At 67.7% G+C, this 19,408-nt stretch carries 17 protein-coding genes; 6 read left to right on the top strand and 11 right to left on the bottom strand.

Annotation, left to right across the window (positions count from 1 at the left end):
* Positions 1–166: 166 nt before the first annotated feature.
* Both ACYU8W_RS03725 and ilvA read left to right on the top strand, forming a co-directional pair.
* Positions 167–1,009 (top strand): Fpg/Nei family DNA glycosylase, encoded by an 843-nt coding sequence (locus tag ACYU8W_RS03725; RefSeq protein WP_129626411.1) that lies wholly within the window; start codon positions 167–169, stop codon positions 1,007–1,009.
* Between the two features lie 133 nt (positions 1,010–1,142).
* Positions 1,143–2,387, top strand: a complete 1,245-nt coding sequence (gene ilvA, locus ACYU8W_RS03720) for a threonine ammonia-lyase IlvA (protein WP_129626413.1) — start codon at positions 1,143–1,145, stop codon at positions 2,385–2,387.
* A gap of 140 nt (positions 2,388–2,527) precedes the next feature.
* Here the strand turns inward: ilvA and ACYU8W_RS03715 are convergent, their stop codons facing one another.
* The 4 genes from ACYU8W_RS03715 to ACYU8W_RS03700 form a co-directional block, all read right to left on the bottom strand.
* The gene (locus ACYU8W_RS03715; RefSeq protein WP_499466751.1) at positions 2,528–3,682 is read right to left on the bottom strand and encodes an alpha/beta hydrolase-fold protein; all 1,155 of its coding nucleotides are present in this window, start codon (positions 3,680–3,682) and stop codon (positions 2,528–2,530) included.
* Complete coding sequence (locus tag ACYU8W_RS03710; protein WP_499466749.1) at positions 3,651–4,616, bottom strand: type 1 glutamine amidotransferase family protein; 966 nt, start codon at positions 4,614–4,616, stop codon at positions 3,651–3,653. Before ACYU8W_RS03710 ends, ACYU8W_RS03715 begins: the two co-directional genes overlap by 32 nt.
* Before the next feature lie 85 nt (positions 4,617–4,701).
* Positions 4,702–5,916, bottom strand: a complete 1,215-nt coding sequence (locus ACYU8W_RS03705) for an ATP-grasp domain-containing protein (RefSeq protein ID WP_499466747.1) — start codon at positions 5,914–5,916, stop codon at positions 4,702–4,704.
* A 120-nt stretch (positions 5,917–6,036) separates the two neighbouring features.
* Entirely contained in the window at positions 6,037–6,849 is an 813-nt protein-coding gene (locus ACYU8W_RS03700; RefSeq protein ID WP_141927291.1) for a hypothetical protein, read from the bottom strand.
* Positions 6,850–7,078: 229 nt separating this feature from the next.
* Here ACYU8W_RS03700 and ACYU8W_RS03695 point away from each other — a divergent pair, with 229 nt between their 5' ends.
* From ACYU8W_RS03695 to ACYU8W_RS03685, 3 genes are all read left to right on the top strand, one after another.
* Positions 7,079–8,269 (top strand): MarP family serine protease, encoded by a 1,191-nt coding sequence (locus ACYU8W_RS03695; protein ID WP_499466744.1) that lies wholly within the window; start codon positions 7,079–7,081, stop codon positions 8,267–8,269.
* 82 nt (positions 8,270–8,351) lie between these two features.
* Positions 8,352–8,867 carry a peptidylprolyl isomerase gene (locus ACYU8W_RS03690; protein WP_129626425.1) on the top strand — a complete coding sequence of 172 codons (516 nt, stop codon included), beginning with the start codon at positions 8,352–8,354 and terminating at the stop codon, positions 8,865–8,867.
* An 8-nt stretch (positions 8,868–8,875) separates the two neighbouring features.
* Complete coding sequence (locus tag ACYU8W_RS03685; protein ID WP_499466742.1) at positions 8,876–9,724, top strand: rhomboid family intramembrane serine protease; 849 nt, start codon at positions 8,876–8,878, stop codon at positions 9,722–9,724.
* A gap of 96 nt (positions 9,725–9,820) precedes the next feature.
* Here the strand turns inward: ACYU8W_RS03685 and ACYU8W_RS03680 are convergent, their stop codons facing one another.
* On the bottom strand, positions 9,821–10,546 hold the full coding sequence (locus ACYU8W_RS03680; RefSeq protein WP_499466740.1) for a DUF881 domain-containing protein: 726 nt from the start codon (positions 10,544–10,546) through the stop codon (positions 9,821–9,823).
* A 66-nt stretch (positions 10,547–10,612) separates the two neighbouring features.
* Here ACYU8W_RS03680 and ACYU8W_RS03675 point away from each other — a divergent pair, with 66 nt between their 5' ends.
* A complete protein-coding gene (locus ACYU8W_RS03675) occupies positions 10,613–11,065 on the top strand; it encodes a cell division protein CrgA (protein WP_240796043.1) in 453 nt (150 codons plus the stop codon).
* A 204-nt stretch (positions 11,066–11,269) separates the two neighbouring features.
* Here ACYU8W_RS03675 and ACYU8W_RS03670 read toward each other — a convergent pair whose 3' ends face one another.
* From ACYU8W_RS03670 to ACYU8W_RS03645, 6 genes are read right to left on the bottom strand one after another with little or no spacing between them, the layout of a single operon-like run.
* Positions 11,270–11,890 carry an aminodeoxychorismate/anthranilate synthase component II gene (locus ACYU8W_RS03670; protein WP_499466738.1) on the bottom strand — a complete coding sequence of 207 codons (621 nt, stop codon included), beginning with the start codon at positions 11,888–11,890 and terminating at the stop codon, positions 11,270–11,272.
* 25 nt (positions 11,891–11,915) lie between these two features.
* The gene (pknB, locus tag ACYU8W_RS03665; RefSeq protein ID WP_499466736.1) at positions 11,916–13,817 is read right to left on the bottom strand and encodes a Stk1 family PASTA domain-containing Ser/Thr kinase; all 1,902 of its coding nucleotides are present in this window, start codon (positions 13,815–13,817) and stop codon (positions 11,916–11,918) included.
* A gap of 2 nt (positions 13,818–13,819) precedes the next feature.
* Positions 13,820–15,274 (bottom strand): serine/threonine-protein kinase, encoded by a 1,455-nt coding sequence (locus ACYU8W_RS03660; RefSeq protein WP_499466734.1) that lies wholly within the window; start codon positions 15,272–15,274, stop codon positions 13,820–13,822.
* Positions 15,274–16,725, bottom strand: a complete 1,452-nt coding sequence (locus ACYU8W_RS03655; protein WP_499466732.1) for a peptidoglycan D,D-transpeptidase FtsI family protein — start codon at positions 16,723–16,725, stop codon at positions 15,274–15,276. The genes ACYU8W_RS03660 and ACYU8W_RS03655 overlap by 1 nt, the downstream gene beginning before the upstream one ends.
* Positions 16,722–18,098 (bottom strand): FtsW/RodA/SpoVE family cell cycle protein, encoded by a 1,377-nt coding sequence (locus ACYU8W_RS03650; protein WP_499466753.1) that lies wholly within the window; start codon positions 18,096–18,098, stop codon positions 16,722–16,724. The genes ACYU8W_RS03655 and ACYU8W_RS03650 overlap by 4 nt, the downstream gene beginning before the upstream one ends.
* A complete protein-coding gene (locus tag ACYU8W_RS03645; protein WP_239702764.1) occupies positions 18,086–19,405 on the bottom strand; it encodes a PP2C family protein-serine/threonine phosphatase in 1,320 nt (439 codons plus the stop codon). Before ACYU8W_RS03645 ends, ACYU8W_RS03650 begins: the two co-directional genes overlap by 13 nt.
* Positions 19,406–19,408: the final 3 nt, after the last annotated feature.

Genomic DNA, 19,408 nt, shown 5'->3' with positions numbered 1-19,408 from the left:
TACCGTCGCCTGGCCGCCACCCACCAAGCACTTCACGACCGTCCCCCGGTACAAGCCCGGCACAGTGTCCCGGAAGTGACGACATTCATGTGTCCCAGAAGTGACGCGTCATGACACGCAGTTCCCTGATGCATTTCCCGTTCCTTCGTGCTCATAGGTTGGTGCGGTGCCTGAAGGACATGTGACCCACCGGATCTCCGGGATCCTCAACGACCGGTTCGCCGGTCACCCGGTGCGCTCGACCTCGCCCCAGGGACGCTTCGACGGTGCCGCCGATCTCGACGGACGCGTCTTCGAGCGGGCCGAGGCCTTCGGCAAACACATGTTCGTCGGGTTCGAACACGTCGAGGAGAAGGTCAACATCCACCTCGGCCTGCTCGGCAAGTTCTTCTTCGCTTCGCAAGTTGATCCGCCGGAGACCGGGGCCATCAGGTGGCGGTTGTCCACGGACCACGAACCGTTCACGATGGACCTGCGCGGTCCCAACGTCTGTCAGTTGCGTTCTCCGGCAGAGGTTTCGAAGATCACGGATGCTCTCGGCCCTGATCCGCTTCGGCTCGACGCCGACCCGGAGAAGGCCTGGGCCCGCATTCACCGATCGTCGTCGCCGATCGCAGTGCTCTGCATGGATCAGAAGATCTTCGCCGGCGTCGGCAACATCTACCGGGCCGAGGCGCTCTACCGGCACGGCATCGACCCCTTCATGGCCGGCAAGTTCCTGCGCCGCGCGGAGTTCGACGCGATCTGGGACGACTTCGTGGCGCTGATGCCGCTCGGTGTCCGCGACGGACGCATCGACACCGTCTACCCCGAGCACACGCCGGAGGCGATGGGTCGCCCCCCTCGGGTCGACAAGCACGGTGGCGAGGTCTACGTCTACCGCCGCGAAGGTCTGCCCTGCCTGGTCTGTGGGACGCCGGTGTCGCGCAAGGAGGTCGGCGCCCGCAACCTGTTCTGGTGTCGCATCTGCCAGCCACGTTCGCGTCGCCGCACCGTCCGCCCCGCCTGAGCCCGCGAACCTACTACTTTTCACCGAGCCCACGAGGTCTGCCTAGTCGGTTCGCGCAGAAGTAGGAGGTTTGCGGCGTTCAGTCTGCGGGATGCTCGTCCGCCATACGGGATGATCGGCGTACGCTTTTCGCATGTCCGCGCCGTCCGTGACCCGCTCCGACGTCGAGGTTGCGCGCGAGCGTCTCGACGAGGTCGTCGTCCGCACGCCGTTGCAGTACTGCGAACGCTGGTCGACTGCGCTCGGCGCCACCGTGCTGCTCAAGCGTGAAGACCAGCAGCCCGTCCGCTCGTACAAGATCCGTGGCGCGCTCAACGTGATCAGCCAACTCAGCGAGACCGAGCGTGCCGCCGGTGTCGTTGCTGCCAGCGCCGGCAATCACGCGCAAGGTGTGGCCCTCGCCTGCGCCGATCTCGGCGTCCACGCCCGCATCTACCTGCCGACCAACACCCCTCGCCAGAAGCGCGACCGCGTCGCCGCGTTCGGCAAGGGTTTCGTCGAACTCGTCGTCGGCGGGGAGTCGTACGACGACGCTGCGGCCGCTGCCAAGCTGGACGCCGAGCGCACCGGTGCGACCCTCGTCCCCGCGTTCGACAACCCGCAGGTCGTCGCCGGTCAGGGCACCGTGATCGCCGAGGTCGTCGACGAGCTCAAGGGCGCGCCGGACGTCGTCCTCGTCCCCGTCGGTGGCGGCGGTCTGCTGGCCGGAACTATTGCCGCACTGGGTGATTCACCGACCAGGATCATCGGGGTCGAACCCGCAGGAGCCGCCAGTCTGGTCGCCGCGCTGGCAGCCGGGGCGCCCGTCACGTTGGATGAGTTGGATGCGTTCGCCGACGGCACCGCCGTCCGTCGTATCGGCGATGTCACGTTCCCGATCATCGCGGCTGCGTCGCCCGAGGTCGTCACGGTCGACGAGGGTGCCCTGTGCGTGGAGATGCTCGCGCTCTACCAGACCGAGGGGATCATCGCCGAGCCGTCGGGTGCGCTTGCTTCGGCCGCGCTGGCGCAGCTGGAGGTCGAACCCGGCCAGACCGTCGTGGTCGTCGTCTCCGGTGGTAACAACGACGTCTCCCGCTATGCCGACGTGGTCGAACGCGCGCTGGTGTACGAAGGCCGCAAGCACTACTTCATGGTCGAGTTCTCCCAGGAACCCGGAGCGCTGAGACGGTTCCTGGACGACGTCCTCGGCCCGGACGACGACATCTCGCTCTTCGAGTACGTCAAACGCAACAACCGCGAGTTCGGACCGGCGCTCGTCGGCATCGAGCTCGGTTCGGCCGAGGACTACGAACCGTTGCTGAAGCGCATGGATGCTTCCCCGCTGCGCATCGAGCACCTCCCACCCGACAGCCCCCTGTTCGGCTTCGTTCTCTGAGCCCAGCACATCTCGCGATGGCTCCGGCGCCGGCGCTGGTGGACCGTCGCCGCTGGTTGAGCCGTGAGGATGAGCTTGCGATTCCTCGCGTGCCGAAACCAAGGTGACCGTTCACGAGCACCCAGCCCACCCGTGCAGTTCTACTCGTAGAAGTACTGCGCCGATCCGGGGTAGATCCAGCTCAGACCCTCGCGCAATCGGTCGCGCCAGTCCTCCCACGAGTGACCGTCGCGTGCTTCGGAGTAGCGAACGTCCATCCCGGTGCCGCGGAACACGTCGACCATCGACCGGTTCGGCACGATCAGCGGCTCGTAGATGCCGCAGGACTGGTACATCCGGTCGACGACGCGGCGCGGTTTGGCACGGTACCGGTTCATGAACCGCACCACCGGGTCGAACGCAGGCCCGCCGCCGTGCTCGTTGCCGATGTCGGTGAACACGAACGAACCCGACTGCACCAGAAGGGAACCGAAGAAGTCGGGGTAGCGGTACGCGGTCGACAGACTGGCAACGCCACCGAACGAGGCACCCATCAGGCAGCGTCCGGCCGGCGTGCCGAGCAACGGCAGTTCACTCTCCAGTCGGGGGATGAGCTCGGAGTGCAGGAAGCGCGCGTGTTGCGCACTGTTGGCGTACTCGCGCGTCCGATCGCCGGGGTTGGTGAACGCCACGATCGTCTCGGCCATGTCGCGGCGGTGGATCAAGTTGTCGAGCACGTTCTTCATCGCGGCAAACTTCAGGAAGTCGTCGCCGTCATGCACGACCAGCAGGGGGTAACGGTGCGTGGTGCTGAATTGCGCGGGCAGGTAGACGCGGCAATGGGATTCGCGACGCAGCGCACCGCTGGCCTGGCGCAGTTCGAGCAGCTCTCCCGGACGTGAGTCGGGATCGAACCGAGCCCACTCCGGCTCGGTGTAACCGGTCGCCTGGCACACCGACGACGAGCCCACCGGACTGTGCGCGAGTTTGGGATTCAGCGGGTCGTTGAACCGTTCGTAGTGCTCTGCGCGACGTACCTCGATCTGGTACTCCACCCGGGACCCGGCCGGCAACTCCATGATCGTGAACCACAGGCTGGTGTTGCCCAGGCGTTTCATCGGCACGCGGTCGGGCTGCCCGACGATGCGGTGGCACACCCACACCTCGTCGACGCCGTCGTGTTCGCCGCCACGGAAGAGGAAGGTGCACTTCGGTCCCTCGACGATCGGCACCTGGTGACGCTGCAGGAACCGGTCGATCCGGCTCTCGTCCAACGGCTTTCGCTCACGCAGTCGGTTGATTGCCAGCTTGCGCATCGTCACCTCCCACAACCTGCATCGGACGCATGATGCCGGCATCGTCGATCACCGGGGTGTCGGCCGGGAGGGTGCCGTCCGAACCGATCACGACGCGCGCGCCGGGGTCGAGCGGGATGCACGTGTTGGGCGCGAACCGGCGGGCCAGCAGCCCCAGGTTCTGCTTGTCGTTCGTCCGCAACCGCTGCTTCGCCGACGGGAACACCGTCACCTCGGGCAGCAGACCGAGGCCGTGGTCGAACACCTCCGAGCAGCCAGGTCCGCGGACCGCGTGCTCGTCGAAGAGCACGACCCGTGAGGTGAGTGCCATCGCGCCGGCCGACCACGCGATGATCGGAAGCCTGTGCAGGCCAACGGCATTCACGTTGAACAGGTGCAGCGCGTCCAGTAGTTCGACGATGTGTCCGCCCGTGATCACGACGGCCGCGGCGTCCGACATCAACTCGGCGACCTCGGCGCGGTGTTCGGCGACTGACGGCCGCTCGTGCGGCGGGAAGTCGCTGTAGAAGCGTCCCTGGATCTCCGCGACGCGGCGGATGTGCTGCTTGTCCATGCCGCGCAACACGTTGACCGCGTCCTCGACGGCGAGTTCACGCAGCGCTGCCGAACCGGAGGTGCGGTGTCGTAGTTCGTCCAGGAACTGCACGATGTGCGAGAGCCCGAGCTGGTAGTTCTCCTGCAGTTCGAGCAGTTGCGAGCGCCGGGCACGGTGCGCGGCGGCGTACTCCGGGTCGGACCCGAACACCTGCTGCATCCGGTGCCACAGGTGCAGGTTCCGCGACCGTCCGCCCAAGTGCCGGTCGAGCTCGGAGTCGTTCTTCTCCCGCTCCTGCCACCCGGCGGTCACGGTCGCGAACGGACCGCCCAGGCCGAGCGAGGACACGAGCTTGTCCAGGGAGGGCCGCCGCTGCGGCCCCAACAGAACGACGGTCATCGTGCAGCACACCCCGAGAATCCGCGTGAGTTGGTGCCCTTCGCCATGCCCGGCGAAGGGCACCAACTCACGCCGATTTCAGCGCTCACTGAGCGCGCACCTGGACGATGCGTCCGATGTCGTCGAGCACACCGCGTAACGTGTCGAAGTCCCTGTGCCGCAGGCGCATCCACGCGTTGGCCATGTAGCCGGCTTCGATCGGCTGGGTGGCCTGGCCGATCGGCAGGTGCTCGTCGATGAGCAGCGATCCGTACTTGCTGCGCACCTCGTCCAGACCGTCGATGTGGGTGATCACGCCGTCCCGGTCGGGGCGCAGGGCGATGATGCCGGACGCGTACTGCCGACTCGGCACGTGCCACACGCGTCCGTGCACGATGGCATCGGCCCAGGCGCGGAAGATGTCGATGTCGTTGCCCGCCGAGTACAGATCCCAGCAACCGACGCCTGGTGGACGCGCGCCGATCTCGCTGAACCGCAAGCCTTTCGGGCTGACGAAGTACTCCATGTGGGTTGCGGACGTCTCGATGCCGAGGGCCGCGTTGACCCGCTCGCCGAGGTCGCGCAGGTCGGCGTACAGACCACCCTCGTCGACCCTGTTGGTCGAGATGTACTGCGGGCTGATCCAGCGGGTGCGCATCGCCTCGAGCACGCCGGGGTAGTAGTGGCAGGCGAAGTCGAGCGTGATCTCGCCGCCGACACTGACGGTGTCGTAGAACCCCTCGTGCCCCTCGATGAACTCCTCGACCGCGACCGACGGCATGTCACCGAGCGCGTCGAGCACCGCCGCGAGCTCGGTGTCGTTGCTGACCTTGTGCGTGCCCGCCGCGCCGGCCCCATCCCGCGGTTTGATGATGATCGGGTAGCCGTTCTCGGCGGCGAACGTCCGGACCTCGTCGGCGCTGGATGCACCGGTCGACGCAGCCGTCGGCACCCCCGCCTTGCGCAACGCGTCCTTCATCGCCGGCTTGTCGCGGCACAGGTAGGTGGTGTGGACGCTGGTGCCCGGGATGCCGTGACGTTCCCGGACGACCGCGGCCGGCAGCGTGTGGGACTCGATCGTCGCCTCGAGCGCGTCGACCCAGGCCAGGCTCTGGAAATGTGAGACCCCGGCTGACAACTGGTCGACGTCGGTCACCGAACCGACCTGGTAGTAGTGGTCGATCCAGCCCTGCAGCTCTTCGTCGAGCCACTCCCAGGGCGTCTCGCCGACGGCGAAGACGGTCGCTCCGACAGCCTTGAGGGCGCGCGGGAACTCGCGCTGGTTGCGGGGGAAGTTGGGTTCGACGAAGACGACGTTCACGCGTCCGAGCCTAGCCAGCTACCGTGCGGTCGGGCCGGTGCGGGCACGACGAAGCCCCCGGGCGAACCGGGGGCTTCGATCGGTGGGCCTGGTGCCGGCTCAATACCGACGGTGACTGCGTCAGTGACGGGAGATGCCGTCGGTCTCGGACGAGACCGGGTTCACCTTGTCGGTGTCGGCAGCAGCGGCCTGGGTGGCGCGCACCGTGGCCTGCGCCTGGCGACGCTCCTGCTTCTTCTTGTTGTTGTCGTAGATCAGGAATCCGCCGGCGGCCACGCCCGCGAGACCCAGCACGATCAGGACGGTGCCCTTCTTCTTGCGCTTCTTCGCAGCGGCCGGGACGACCTTGTCGACGACGTCCTGCGCCTGCGGCGGGAGGGCGAGGTAGGCCTGGGTGGCCTGGTCGCCTGCGCGGTGGCCGGCCTGCTGCGCGGTGGCGGCAGCGGTCGCGATCGCGGTCTGGATGCGCGGCATCCACTCGTCCGAGAACAGCGAGTGCGCCTGGTCACGGGTCAGCCCCGCGAACTCCTGGAGCTTCTCGCCCTTGTTGTCGGCGTGAGCTGCGTCCAGCGCAGCAGCCTTGGCGGCCTCGAACTTGGGCGCAGCAGCCTTCTTGGCGTCCTTGATCTTCGGCGCAGCAGCCTTGCGTGCGTCCTTGTAGGTGGACGCGGCCGTGGCGGCAGCGGTCGCAGCGAGCGGCGCTGCGGCTTCCTTGGCGCTGTGCAGTTTGGGCGCAGCGGCGTCGCGGGCGGCCTCGACGCGCGGGGCGACAGCCTCCCTCGCGGCTTCGACCTTCGGTGAGTTTGCGGCGGCCTCGTTGGCCTTGTCGAGCGCAGCGGTCAGGGCAAGGGACGCGGCGGACTTGAAGTCACGGACGCCGTCCTTGGCCTTGTCGGCCGCCTTGTCGGCGGGCGAGGGGTTGATCCTCAACACGTGTGTCTCCTTTTCCCATGAGGGTCGGGCCCTCGGTCTTCCCATGAGGGTCGGGCCCTCGGACTGTTTTCCACCCTAACGAGCCGAGCGGGCCGATAGGTCGGCGCCGGTTGACGAAGTACGTCACATCGGCGGCTGTCTCGTCGACGGAACCGCCGCGGTGCGCCCGGCGTTCGACAGAGAACGGGTGTTCGGCCCACCCACCCCCGGCAGGCCGAAGGTGAGTGACATGACCGCAGGAACCCTGGACGTCTTCCTGGTGATCATGCTGTCCTGCTACGCCTTCGTCGGCTGGCAGCGCGGCGGCATCACCGGCATTCTCGGGCTCGTCGGCCTCATCCTCGGCGGGATGATCGGCTTCCTGCTGGCTCCGCATATCGTCTCTCTGGCGACGCTCACCCCCACGCACCAGGCGCTCACCAGCGCCTTCATCATCATCGTCGCGGCGCTCGTGGGCCAGGTCTCGGTGGCGACGGTCGGCGAACGACTGCGCTCGCGGCAGCGCGTCCGTGCAGTGCGCGTCGCTGATTCGATCGCGGGTGCGATGGTCGCCTTCGTCTCGGTGGCGGTCGGCCTCTGGTTGGTCGCCGGCGCTGCCCGCACCCTGGTCCCCGAGCGTGCCTCGAATGCCATCGCCGATTCACAGGTGCTCTCCGGTCTGGACGCAGCGATGCCCTCCGGCGCCGATCGGTGGTCGGCGTCCCTGCGCAACGAACTCGACCGCTCCGGGTTCCCCAGGGTGTTCGAGCAAGCCGTCGAACCCGACGTCCCGGACGCCACGGCAGACCCCGGTGTCGCCCGCACCGACGCGGTCGAGCGCGCGTCCCGGTCGATCGTGAGGATCGCCACGGCGCCCACCGAATGCGGCGGGCAGTACGGCGGGTCAGGGTGGGTCCAAGCACCCGGACGCGTGGTCACGAACGCACACGTGGTTGCCGGCTCCGGTCCGGTCACCGTCCAGGTGCGCGGCGAAGGCGAGCGGTTGCGGGCGACCGTGGTGATGTTCGACCCGCGGGCCGACCTGGCGGTGCTGGACGTGCCCGATCTGAAGGCGCCGGCCCTGCCGATGACGTCCACGCCGCTGCGCCCGAACACCGACGCGGTCATCGCCGGCTATCCCGGCGGCGGCCCCTACCGGGTGATCTCGGCGAAGGTGAGCACGCCGCTGCAGGCCCGCGGCCACGACATCTACGGTCAGCCCGGCGTCGACCGGTCGGTGTACGCCGTCAACGCGCCCGTGCGTCCGGGCAACAGCGGCGGTCCGATGCTCACCGCCGACGGACGCGTGGCCGGCACCGTGTTCGCTCGTTCGAAGAGCGCCGGCGACACCGGGTACGTCCTCACCAACCAGATGCTCACCTCGCGCCTGGGGTCGGTGGGTTCGTCCTCCGTTCCGACCGGCGAATGCGCGATCCGATGAGTGCGCGGCGGCGAGCGGGGGCACCGAAGATCACCCGCGGGCGACCGAACACGACGATCGCTCAGAACCTAGACTCGACCGCATGAATGCAACGCTGCACACCAACCACGGCGACATCAACGTCACGCTCTTCGAGAACGACGCGCCGAACACGGTCAAGAACTTCGTCGGCCTCGCCCAGGGCTCGCTCGACTACAACGACGACGCGGGTCGCAAGAACCCTGAGCCGTTCTACGACGGACTCACCTTCCACCGCATCATCCCCGGCTTCATGATCCAGGGCGGCTGCCCGCTGGGCTCCGGCGTCGGTGGCCCCGGTTACACCTTCGACGACGAAATCTCGCCCGACCGCAACTTCAACTCGCCCTACATCCTCGCGATGGCCAACGCGGGCAAGCGCGGCGGCAAGGGCACCAACGGGTCGCAGTTCTTCATCACCGTCGCCCCCACCACCTGGCTGCAGGGCAAGCACACGATCTTCGGTGAGGTCGCCGACCAGGAAGGCCGCGACGTCGTCGACAAGATCGCCGCCGTCCGCACCGGCGCCCAGGACCGTCCGGTCGAGGACGTCGTCATCGAGAAGGTCACCGTCAACTGACGGGCCGCATGTCACAACAAGGCACCACACAGCCCACCTGCCCCCGTCATCCGGGGCAGGTGGCTTATGTGCGCTGCCAGCGCTGCGAACGTCCGACCTGCGCCGAGTGCCAACGCCCGGCGCAGGTCGGCGTCCAGTGCGTCGACTGCGTCAACCAGGTCGCGAAGGCGAACCCGCGCGCGGTCAGCCGTCCCACCGACGGCAAGCCCATCGTCAGTTACGCGCTGATCGGGCTCTGCTCGCTGATCTGGCTCGGACAGTTGGTGTCCGAGCGGGTCACCGACGAGATGTTCTTCGCGCCGGTGCTCGGTGCGTCCGAACCGTGGCGTTTCATCACCGCAGCGTTCGTGCACGCCTCGCCGTCGCCGATGCACCTGCTGTTCAACATGTACGCGCTCTGGCTCACCGGGCAGTACCTCGAACCCATCCTGGGACGCGCCCGCTTCCTGGCGCTGTTCCTGATCTCAGCGTTCGGCGGGTCGGTCGGCTTCGAGGTGCTCGCCGCCCTCGACATCCCGCGTGCGGACGCGTGGTTCCAGGGCACCGTCGGCGCGTCCGGTGGAGTGTTCGGACTTTTCCTCGGCGTCGTCGTGCTCAATCTCCGGCTCAAGCGCGACATCACGCCGATGCTGATCGTCCTCGGCCTCAACGCCGTGTTGTCGTTCCTGGTCTCCGGCATCGCCTGGCAGGCCCACCTGGGCGGCGCGATCACCGGCGCCGCCTGCGCCGCCGTGCTGAACCTGCGCGACCGCAAGCTGCACTGGCCCGGCCTCGCCGCGATCGTCGTGGCGCTCGCCGCCCTCGCCTGGCTGGCCACCAAGTGGGTCCCGGCCGCCTGGGTCAACCCCATCGTCTGACCACCATCTCGCGAACCTACTGATCAGCGGCCGAACCTACTGCGCACACCCATTGGGCTCGGCGAGAAGGATCAGGTTCGCGGGCTCGGAAGCCGGCTACTTCTTGGTGGTCTTCGCGTAGCGCAACTCGGTGGTGCCCTCGAAGGGCGGGAACGTCTTGTTCGAGCCGTTCTCCACCTCGTACTTCACCCCGACGCGGTCGACGAAGTCGCGGTAGTTCGCGACGTCCGGGTCGTCCTTGAGCGCCTTGCGCAGCTGCCCCTGGTCGCCCATCGCGGTGATCTTGAACGGCGGCGAGTAGACGCGTCCCTGCAGGATCAAGGTGTTGCCGACGCAGCGGACGGCCGAGGTGCTGATCACCCGCTGGTCCATCAGCATCATCGCCTTCGCGCCGCCACGCCACAACGCGTTGACGACCGCCTGGACGTCCTGCTGGTGCACGACCATCCAGTTCAGGTTGGCGCCCTCGGGCAAGGTGGCCGGGTCACGCTTGGAGTCGTCGAGCGTGACGGTGACGGTGTCGCCGGTGATCGCGGTGAAACCGGCCCGCGGAGCCAGGGAGTCGGCCTGCTTGGCCAGGTTGGATGCCGTCGCGCCTGCGCCCGAGCGCTTGCTCAGCGCATCGACCTCACCCTGCAACCGTTTTGCGGTGGCGGCCTGCCCGGCGACCCGCTGGTTCGCCGCGAGCACCACCTGGCTGAGGTCGCGCTGACCAGGCCGCAGATCACTTCCCTCGCTGGTCGATGCGCTCACTCCGAACAGCAACCCCGCGCTCAGGGTCACTGCGGTGACCACGAGCGTCCAGGGCGAGCGGCGAGTCATCGATGAACCTTCGGGACCGGGTGACTTAGGCTTCTAGCCTAACCGCCGCACCGACCGGGAGAAGATGTGAGCAAGTCCAAGAAGCCGTCCGAGGAACCTGCGAAGGACTCCGTGACCGAAGAGGTCATCGAGCTCGACGTGGTCGAGGGTGCCGACCGCACCGACGAGGACGCGAAGGACGGCACGCTCGGCGTCGCCAGCAAGACCAAGGCGGAGCGGGACGCGGAGAAGGCCGAGGCCCGACGGGAGTCCGAGCGGGAGGCGCTGCGCCGACGCACCACGCCGCAGCCGGTCAAGCTCGACGGCGGCAAGAACCCCAAGTGGTGGGTGCCGACGATGCTCAGCCTGATGGGTGCCGGTCTGCTGTGGCTGGTCGTGTACTACCTGTCGACCACCATGGAGCCGAACGCCAAGGGCGAGCGCCCCACGTACCCGATCCCCGCGCTGGAGAACTGGAACATGGCGGTCGGTTTCGTGTTGATCATGGCCGGTTTCATCATGACCACGAGATGGAAGTAGTTGCTTCCACGGACTGAGCCCCATCCATCGATGCCTCCGGACGACTCCGGGGGCATCGATGTTTTGTCGGACATGAGTTCGAAGTTACATCCATGTAGTTATCCCCAGCTGTGAGCAACACTGTGGATAAGTGGGCATGGTTATCCACACATGGTGCAAATGTTGTGGAAAGTGTCGTCTGTGACGACAGTGGCGCGCGGCGGCTCAGTGGACGAGCGGGGCCAGCCCGGTCGAACGCTCGACGGCGTCCGACATGCCGCACTCGGCGAGCCAGTTGGCCAGCATCCGGTGACCACCCTCGGTGAGCACGGACTCCGGGTGGAACTGCACCCCGTGCAGCGGCAGATCGCGGTGCTTGACCGCCATCACAATCCCGTTCTCGGTGCGGCCGGTGACGAGGAGTTCGTCCGGCACGGTGTCGGACTCGATCGCCAGCGAGTGGTAGCGCGTCGCGGTGAACGGCGAGCGCAGACCCGCCAGCACACCGGTGCCGTCGTGGACGATGCGTGAGGTTTTGCCGTGCAGCAGTTCAGGGGCGCGGCTGACCACGCCGCCGTAGACCACACCCAGCGCCTGGTGACCCAGGCACACTCCGAACATCGGCTGGGCCCGGTCGGCGCAGGCACGGATCATGTCCATCGACACCCCGGCGGCCTCCGGCGTCCCCGGTCCGGGCGAGACCAGCACCCCGTCGAACTCCGCCGCCTCGTCGGTGGTCACGGCGTCGTTGCGGCGCACATCGCACTGCGCACCCAACTGTTCGAGGTACCCGACGATCGTGAAGACGAAGCTGTCGTAGTTGTCGACGACGAGGATGCGGGTCATGCCCCGAATTCTAGGTCGGAAGCGATCACCGGTTGGGCGGGGTTTGCGGGGTGGACGGCGTCGAGGGCTTGGGCGGGGTCGACGTCGGTGACGGCGGCGCCGTCGAGGTGGGTGACGGCGACGACGTCGGGCTGGACGTCGACGAAGGCGTGGACGTCGGGCTCGAGGTCGGCGAGGACGTGGAGCTGGTCGTCGTCGTCGGCGGCGGCGGCGGGTTGACCGTCACCGTCGAGGAGCGGGTGTAGACCGAGATCGCGATCCGGGAGTTCACCGCGACCTTCTTGCCGGCGTCCGGCACGTCCTGCACCTTGTCCCACAGGTCCGAGTTGGACGTCGGCACGGAGGTCGGCGGATCGGCCGGCTGCAGGTGCGCCTTCGCCAGTGCCTGCTGGGCGGCGAAGAAGTTCATGCCCTCCAGGTTGCTCGGCACGGTGACCTTGCCGCTGCTGAGCTTCAGCGTGATCGTCTGGGTCGGCGGCGCTGCGCTGTTCTCGATGGGGTCGGTGGACGTCACCTGTCCCTCGGCGTACTCGGTGTCGTCGACCCGGGTCGGATCAACGGCCACCTTGTCGAAACCGTTGTCGCCCAGGATCTTTCTCGCCTGCTGCTCGGTCTTCCCGACCACGGACGGCACAGTGCGCACGTTGGGACCACCGGACAGGTCGACGGTGACCGTCGATCCGGATTCGGCCGGCTCACCACCGTTCGGACGCTGCGCGACCACGGTGTCGAGGGTCGCGTCGCTGGTCACCTTTCGGAAACTGGGGACGAAGCCGGCGTTGCGGAGCGTCTGGTCGGCTGCCTGCTCGGTGAACCCGCGCACCGATGGCACCGAGGCCAGCTTGGGCTCGTCCTGACCGTTCATCACCAGGTAGCCGACGCCGAGGATGGCCAGCAGCGCGGCGATGACGGCTGCGGTCCACAGACCGACGTGATTCGGGCGCCGACCGCGGTCGGCGATCTCGCGGGTGCTGTCGCGGCGCGGTTGCTCCACCGGAGCGGGCGCCTTCGCGGCGGCGGCGGCGGCGCCACCGGCAGCCGCGAGGCTTGCGGTGGCCGCCGCCGAGACCGGCGTGTTCGTCCGGGCGTTCTGCAGATCGGCCCGGAAGTCGCCGGCGGTCTGGTAGCGACCTTCGCGCGGCTTCTCCAGCGAATGCATCGCGACGGCGTCCATCGGCTTGGGCACCGTCGGCTCGTAGGACGACGGGGGCGCCGGACGGTCGCTGATGTGCTGGTAGACCAGGCTGACCGGCTCACCGACGAACGGCGTTCTGCCGCAGAGCAGTTCATAAAAGACGCAGCCTGCCGAGTACAGGTCGGAGCGTTCATCGACCTGGTCCCCCTTGGCCTGCTCGGGGGAGAGGTACCGCGCCGTGCCGACGACGGCCTGAGCGGACGTCATCGTGGCACCGACATCGGCCAGGGCGCGGGCGATGCCGAAGTCCATCACCTTCACCTGGCCGCCGCGGGTCAGCATCACGTTGGCCGGTTTGATGTCGCGGTGCACGATTCCGCGACTGTGCGAGTACTCCAGGGCCGACAGGATGCCCTGCGTGATGCGGGCGGCCTCGTCCGGGGACAGGTGACCCTCGGCGTTGAGCACGTCGCGCAGCGTGTCGCCGTCCACGTACTCCATCACGATGTACGGCACGTCGATCTCGGCGCCACCGGTCTCGGTGTAGGTCTCCTCGCCGGAGTCGTACACGGCGACGATCGCGTGATGGTTCAGCCCGGCCGCCGACTTCGCCTCGCGCCGGAAACGGGTCAGGAAGGTGCTGTCGCGAGCCAGGTCGGAACGCAGCATCTTGATCGCGACCGGACGCCCGAGGCGCGTGTCGTGACCCAGGTGCACTTCGGCCATGCCGCCGCGTCCGATGAGTTCACCGACCTCGTAGCGGCCGCCGAGCAGGCGGGGAGCTTGCGTCATCGCTAGTTGATGTTCCCTTGGTCGCTGGGGGTCTCGCTGTTGCCGTCGTCGTTGTTGTCGCTCTGCTGTTGCTGCTGTGTCTCGGTGGGGTTCTTCGGCGGAGTGACCTTGCCGCCCTGGTTGAGCACCACGACGAGGACGACGATGAGCAGCAGCAGCGCCACCACACCGCCGAGGATCTTCATGAACAGGCTCTTGGAGATGCCGAGCCCGGCGAAGTCGTCGTTGTTGTTGTTCGTGACGGTCGACGACCCGCCGCTGGACGGCTGCAGCCGCTTGTCCTTACGCGTCGCCGGGGACGACGCCGCGAACCTCGCGGTGTTGTTCGGACCCGACGTGCTTGCCTGCGACCCGGACGTCGGCGCGTTGGGACCGCTCGGATCGCCCTTGAACCCGGCTGCTGCCGGGTGACCGGACGGCGGAGCCGACGGCCCGGTGGGTGCGGGGTGGTGCGAGACCTCCTGGCGTCCGGGAAGGGGGCCGCCGATGTTGCCGTGCTGTGGTCCGGAGCCGCCCGAGTGCGGACCGGACGCCGGGCCCGGGTGGGGAGAGTTCTGAGGTGAGTGCGGGCCGGACGATCCGGCTGGGCCGCCCGGGGTCTGCTTGGGTGCCCGCTTGTTCGGGTCGAAGCCCATCCGCGTGGAGTCGACCACGGCCTGACGCAGGGCGCGGGAGAACTCCGCGGCCGAGTCCGGGCGCAGCGCCGGGTTCTTCTCCAGCGTCGCGAGGATGATCGCGCGCACCGGCGGCGGCACGTCCTGCGGCATCTGCGGCGGCGTCTGGTTGACGTGTGCGAGCGCCAGGGTGACGGGACTGTCGGACTCGAACGGACGGCGTCCGGTGACCATCTCGTAGGCGATGATGCCGAGTGCGTACACGTCGACCAGGCCGGTGACCTCGTGGCCGAGCGCGGCCTCGGGCGCGAGGTATTGCGCGGTGCCCATCACCTCACCGGTCTTGGTCATCGCGGCCGACCCGATCGCGCGGGCGATACCGAAGTCGGTGAGCTTCACGATGCCGTCGGCGGTGACCAGCATGTTCGCCGGTTTCACATCACGGTGGATCAACCCGCTGCGGTGCGCGGCCTGCAGCGCGGACGCTGCCTGCGCCAGCAGCCCGGCGGTGTCGGCGGCCGAGATCGGTGCGTTCTCGGCGATGATCTTGGACAGTGGCATGCCCGGGACGTACTCCATCACCAGGTAGGCGGTGCCGTCGTCCTCGCCGTAGTCGTACACCTGCGCCACGTTGCCGTGGGTCAGCGCCGCCGACAGTCGGGCCTCGTTGCGGAACCGCTCGGTGAAGCCGATCTCGTCGGTCAGCCCGTCCTTGAGCAGCTTGAGCGCGACCGTGCGCCCGAGCACCTGGTCGGTGGCTTTCCACACCTCACCCATGCCGCCCGCGGCGATGCGGTCGGTGAGCTCGTACCGTCCCCCCAGTACGTCTCCGGTTCGGTTCATTACTTGACCACCGCTTCCATCACTGCCTTTGCGATCGGTGCTGCGACCGATCCTCCGGATGCTTCCTGTCCTGCTGTTCCACCGTCTTCGACGACGACCGCCACGACCACCTTCGGGTCGTTCGCCGGGGCGAACCCGGTGAACCACACATCGGCGTTGACGCCCGGAGCGGTCTCGGCCGTTCCGGTTTTTCCTGCAACTTCCACATTCGGGATCTGCGCTCGCCGACCGGTTCCGGTGTCGACGACCTTCTTCATCATGTCCTTCAACTGGGTCGCGACGTCGCTTCCTATCGCGTCGGAGAAAACCGACGGGTCGGTCGACTGCACGACGTCGAGGTTCTTGTCGCGCACGGTCTGCACCAGGTACGGACGCATGACCTTGCCGCCGTTGGCGATCCCGGCCGAGACCATCGCCATCTGCAGCGGGGTGGCGCGCACGTCGAACTGTCCGATCGAGGACTGCGCCAACTGCGCCTGTTGCAGGTTGCCGGGGAAGGTGGAGGGGGTGACGTTCATCGGGATCGTCAGCTGCTGGCCGAACCCGAACTTCGTCGCCTGCTGACGCACCTTGTCCTGCCCGAGGTCCATGCCCAGACCGGCGAACGCGGTGTTGCAGCTGATCTCGATCGCGTGCTCGAGCGTCGTCCTGTCGTTCGGGCCGCACGCGCGTCCGGTGACGTTCGGCAGCGGCCGGACGACGCCGGGCAGCTTGATCGCGGCCGGTGCGTCGAGCTCGGAATCCGGCTTGTACTTGCCCGATTCCAGGGCCGCGGCGGCGGTGACGAGCTTGAACGTGGAGCCGGGCGGGTAGAGGTTGCCGCCGATGACACGGTTGATCATCGGCTGGTTCTTCGCCGTGGTCAGCTGCTTCCAGTTGTCCTGTACCGCGTTCAGGTCGTGCGTCGACAACAGGTTGGGGTCGTACGTCGGGCTGGTGACCATCGCCAGAATCGCCCCGGTCTTGGGGTCCATCGCGACGACGGCGCCGCGCTGGTTACCCAGTGCATTGCGGGCGGCCTGCTGCACCTTGGCCCGGATCGTCAGGTCGACGCTGGCGCCCTGCGGCTCCTTGCCGGTGAGGATCTCGGGCAACTGCCGGTAGAACAACTTGTCCGAGCTGCCCGACAGCAGGTCGTTGTACCCGCGCTCGACGCCGCTCGTGCCGTAGGTGAAGGAGAAATAGCCGGTGGCGGCGGCGTACGTCGACCCCTGCGGGTAACTGCGCTGCCACTTGAAGTCGTTGTCGACCGGCTTGCTGACCGCGACCGCGTTGCCGTCGACCAGGATCGAGCCGCGCTCCTTGGCGTACGACTTCAGCAACGCACGCCGGTTGCCGGGCTTCTCGTTGTAGCTCTCCGCCTGGACGAACTGGATCATCGTGCTAGCGAGGAGCAGCGCCGCGAACATCGCCATCACCACGAACGACAGCCGCCGGATCGGAGTATTCATCGAATCCTCACCGCCTGCGTCATCTCGTCCGAGACGTCCTTCGACTCGAACATCGGACGTCGTGCCTGGTCACTGATCCGCAGCAACAGTGCCACGAGCATCCAGTTGGCCAGCAACGACGACCCGCCGGCTGCGAGGAACGGTGTGGTCTGTCCGGTGAGCGGGATGACGCGGGTGACCCCGCCGATGACCACGAAGCACTGCAACGCGATCGAGAACGCGAGGCCGGACGCGAGCAGCTTGCCGAAGCCGTCGCGGGCGGCGAGCGCGGTGCGCAGTCCGCGTTCGACGAACAGGCCGTAGAGCATGAGGATCGCCATGACTCCGATGAGGCCGAGTTCCTCGCCGAAGCTGGCGAAGATGAAGTCGGAGTTCGCGAAGTAGGTGATCTCCGGGTGGCCTTTGCCCAGGCCGGTACCGGTGAGACCGCCGCTGGCCATACCCATCAGGCCCTTGGCGTTCTGGTCGGACAGGCCCTCGGTGAACGGGTCGAGCCACAGTTGCACGCGCACCTGGAAGTGGGCGAACAGTTGGTAGGCGACGAAGCAGCCGACCAGGAACATCCCCAGACCGATGATGATCCAGGAGCGGCGCTCGGTGGCGATGTAGAGCATCGCGACGAAAAGCCCGAAGAACAGCAGCGAGGTGCCGAGGTCGGACTCGAACACCAGCACCGCCAGCGAGGCGAGCCAGGCGACGATGATCGGGCCCAGGTCGCGGGCGCGCGGCAGCGGGAAGCCGAGGACGCGCTTGCCGACCAGCGACAACGCGTCCCGGGTCTGCACCAGGTAGGAGGCGAAGAACACGACCGCGCACAGCTTGGCGATCTCACCGGGCTGGAAACTGAACGGACCCAGCCCGATCCAGATGCGGTTGCCGTTGATGTTGCGTCCGATGACGGGCAGCAGCGGCATCATCAGCAGGACGATGCCGGCCAGGCCGAAGGTGAAGGTGTAGCGCCGCAGCCGGCGGTGGTCGCTGATCACGAACAGCAGCGCGATCGCCGCACCGATGGCGACCGCGCTCCAGACCAGCTGACGAAGCGCCGAACCCTCGAGCAGTCCGTTGGTCTTGGAGGAGTTGAGGTCGAGCCGGTGGATCATCACCAGGCCGAGACCGTTGAGCAGGGTCGCGATCGGCAGCAACGTCGGGTCGGCGTACGCCGCCTTCCACCGCAGCACGAGGTGGAAAACGATTGCGATCACTGCGAATCCGGCACCGATCGGCAGCAGATCGACGGGCAGGCTGCCCTCCATCGCCAGCCCCACATTGGCGTACGCCAACAGCACCACCGCGATCGCAAAGATCAGCAGCACCAGTTCGGTGCCGCGGCGGGTGCGGGGATTCTGGCCGGTGACGGTCACGACGCGCAGTTGCTCCCGGACGTGTCGGCCTTGCAGCGCTCGAGCTGCTTCTGCAGGTCGGCGACGACGCGCTGGGCGTCGGCCTTGTCCTTGGCGGTCATCGTGTTGTTGACCTTGTCGCGGTAGAAGCTCGGCAGGTCCTTGACCTGGAGGTTCGTCGTCGACTCGATGCTCGACAGGCGCACCGGACCGAGGTCCTGCGGCACGCCCTTGAAGATCGCGACCTTCCCGCTGTTTGCTCCCACGTAGTACTGACTCTGCGTCCAGTTGTAACCGAGCAGCGCGCCGGCGACGGCCATCGCGATCAGCACCGCGCCGAGACCGAACCAGCGCAGCTTGCCGCCCTTGTTCGGCTTCTCCTCGGCCAACTGCGGCAGGCCGTGGGTTTCACCACCGTCGTCGTAGTCGTCGCCCGGGTGGACCGGCTGCGGGGGCGCGGGCTCCCGCGCGGTCTCCCGCTGCAGCGCTGCCGCCTTCTCGGCCGGAGTGCGGGGTTCCTGCGGTTGTTCCTGTGTCTCGTCGTCCTCGTGACCGATCGCCAGGTCGGCGGCTGCGCCGACGATCTGCGGGGTGCTGGAGATCGGCTCCTTGCCGTCGACGACCTCGGCCACGACGACCGTCACGTTGTCGCGGGTGGACGCCTTCAGCGCGATCTCGATCAGCCGGTCGGCGATGTCGCCGGGCGAACCCGGCGAGGTCATGATGCCCTCGATCGTCGAACGCGCCACGTAGTCCGACAACCCGTCGGAGCAGATCAGCAACCGGTCGCCACGCTGCGCCTCGCGCATGGAGATGTCCGGGTCGTCGTCCTCGCGTCCGGTCAGCACCCGGGTGACCATCGAGCGCTGCGGGTGGTGCTCGGCCTCTTCGGGGGTGATACGGCCCTCGTCCAGCAACGCCTGCACGAACGAGTGGTCCTTGGTCAGCTGGGTGAACACGCCGTCGCGGACGAGGTAGGCGCGGCTGTCGCCGATGTTGGCCATGGCCAGCTTCGTCCCGGAGCGGATGAACGCGATGAGCGTGGTGCCCATGCCCTCGGTGTCGAGGTCGGTGTCCATCATCTGCCGCAACCGGTCGTTGGCCCGGCGCACGGCCTGGCGCAACTGGTGGGCGGCCTCGTCCGCGCCCCACGACTCGCCGTCGAGAGTCATCAGTTCGGCGACGACGGTCGCGCTCGCGGTGTCGCCGGCGGCGTGTCCGCCCATGCCGTCGGCGAGGACGAGCAGGTCGGGGGAGGCGAACGCGGAGTCCTCGTTGCGGGTCTTGGACCCCAGGCCCAGATTCGACCGGGCAGCGAAGCGCAAGGCGATGGGCATGTC

The organism is Yimella radicis (genome assembly GCF_054778255.1).
Note: the sequence above shows the minus strand (reverse complement) of the source record. Positions and strands in the feature narration are given on the sequence as shown.

What these genes read in the sequence shown, in the direction of transcription:
- ilvA (WP_129626413.1), top strand. Translation starts at nt 1,143, where the DNA reads ATGTCCGCGCCGTCCGTGACCCGCTCCGACGTCGAGGTTGCGCGCGAG.
- ACYU8W_RS03715 (WP_499466751.1), bottom strand. Translation starts at nt 3,682, where the DNA reads ATGCGCAAGCTGGCAATCAACCGACTGCGTGAGCGAAAGCCGTTGGAC.
- ACYU8W_RS03710 (WP_499466749.1), bottom strand. Translation starts at nt 4,616, where the DNA reads ATGACCGTCGTTCTGTTGGGGCCGCAGCGGCGGCCCTCCCTGGACAAG.
- ACYU8W_RS03695 (WP_499466744.1), top strand. Translation starts at nt 7,079, where the DNA reads ATGACCGCAGGAACCCTGGACGTCTTCCTGGTGATCATGCTGTCCTGC.
- ACYU8W_RS03690 (WP_129626425.1), top strand. Translation starts at nt 8,352, where the DNA reads ATGAATGCAACGCTGCACACCAACCACGGCGACATCAACGTCACGCTC.
- ACYU8W_RS03685 (WP_499466742.1), top strand. Translation starts at nt 8,876, where the DNA reads ATGTCACAACAAGGCACCACACAGCCCACCTGCCCCCGTCATCCGGGG.
- ACYU8W_RS03680 (WP_499466740.1), bottom strand. Translation starts at nt 10,546, where the DNA reads ATGACTCGCCGCTCGCCCTGGACGCTCGTGGTCACCGCAGTGACCCTG.
- ACYU8W_RS03670 (WP_499466738.1), bottom strand. Translation starts at nt 11,890, where the DNA reads ATGACCCGCATCCTCGTCGTCGACAACTACGACAGCTTCGTCTTCACG.
- pknB (WP_499466736.1), bottom strand. Translation starts at nt 13,817, where the DNA reads ATGACGCAAGCTCCCCGCCTGCTCGGCGGCCGCTACGAGGTCGGTGAA.
- ACYU8W_RS03660 (WP_499466734.1), bottom strand. Translation starts at nt 15,274, where the DNA reads ATGAACCGAACCGGAGACGTACTGGGGGGACGGTACGAGCTCACCGAC.
- ACYU8W_RS03655 (WP_499466732.1), bottom strand. Translation starts at nt 16,725, where the DNA reads ATGAATACTCCGATCCGGCGGCTGTCGTTCGTGGTGATGGCGATGTTC.
- ACYU8W_RS03645 (WP_239702764.1), bottom strand. Translation starts at nt 19,405, where the DNA reads ATGCCCATCGCCTTGCGCTTCGCTGCCCGGTCGAATCTGGGCCTGGGG.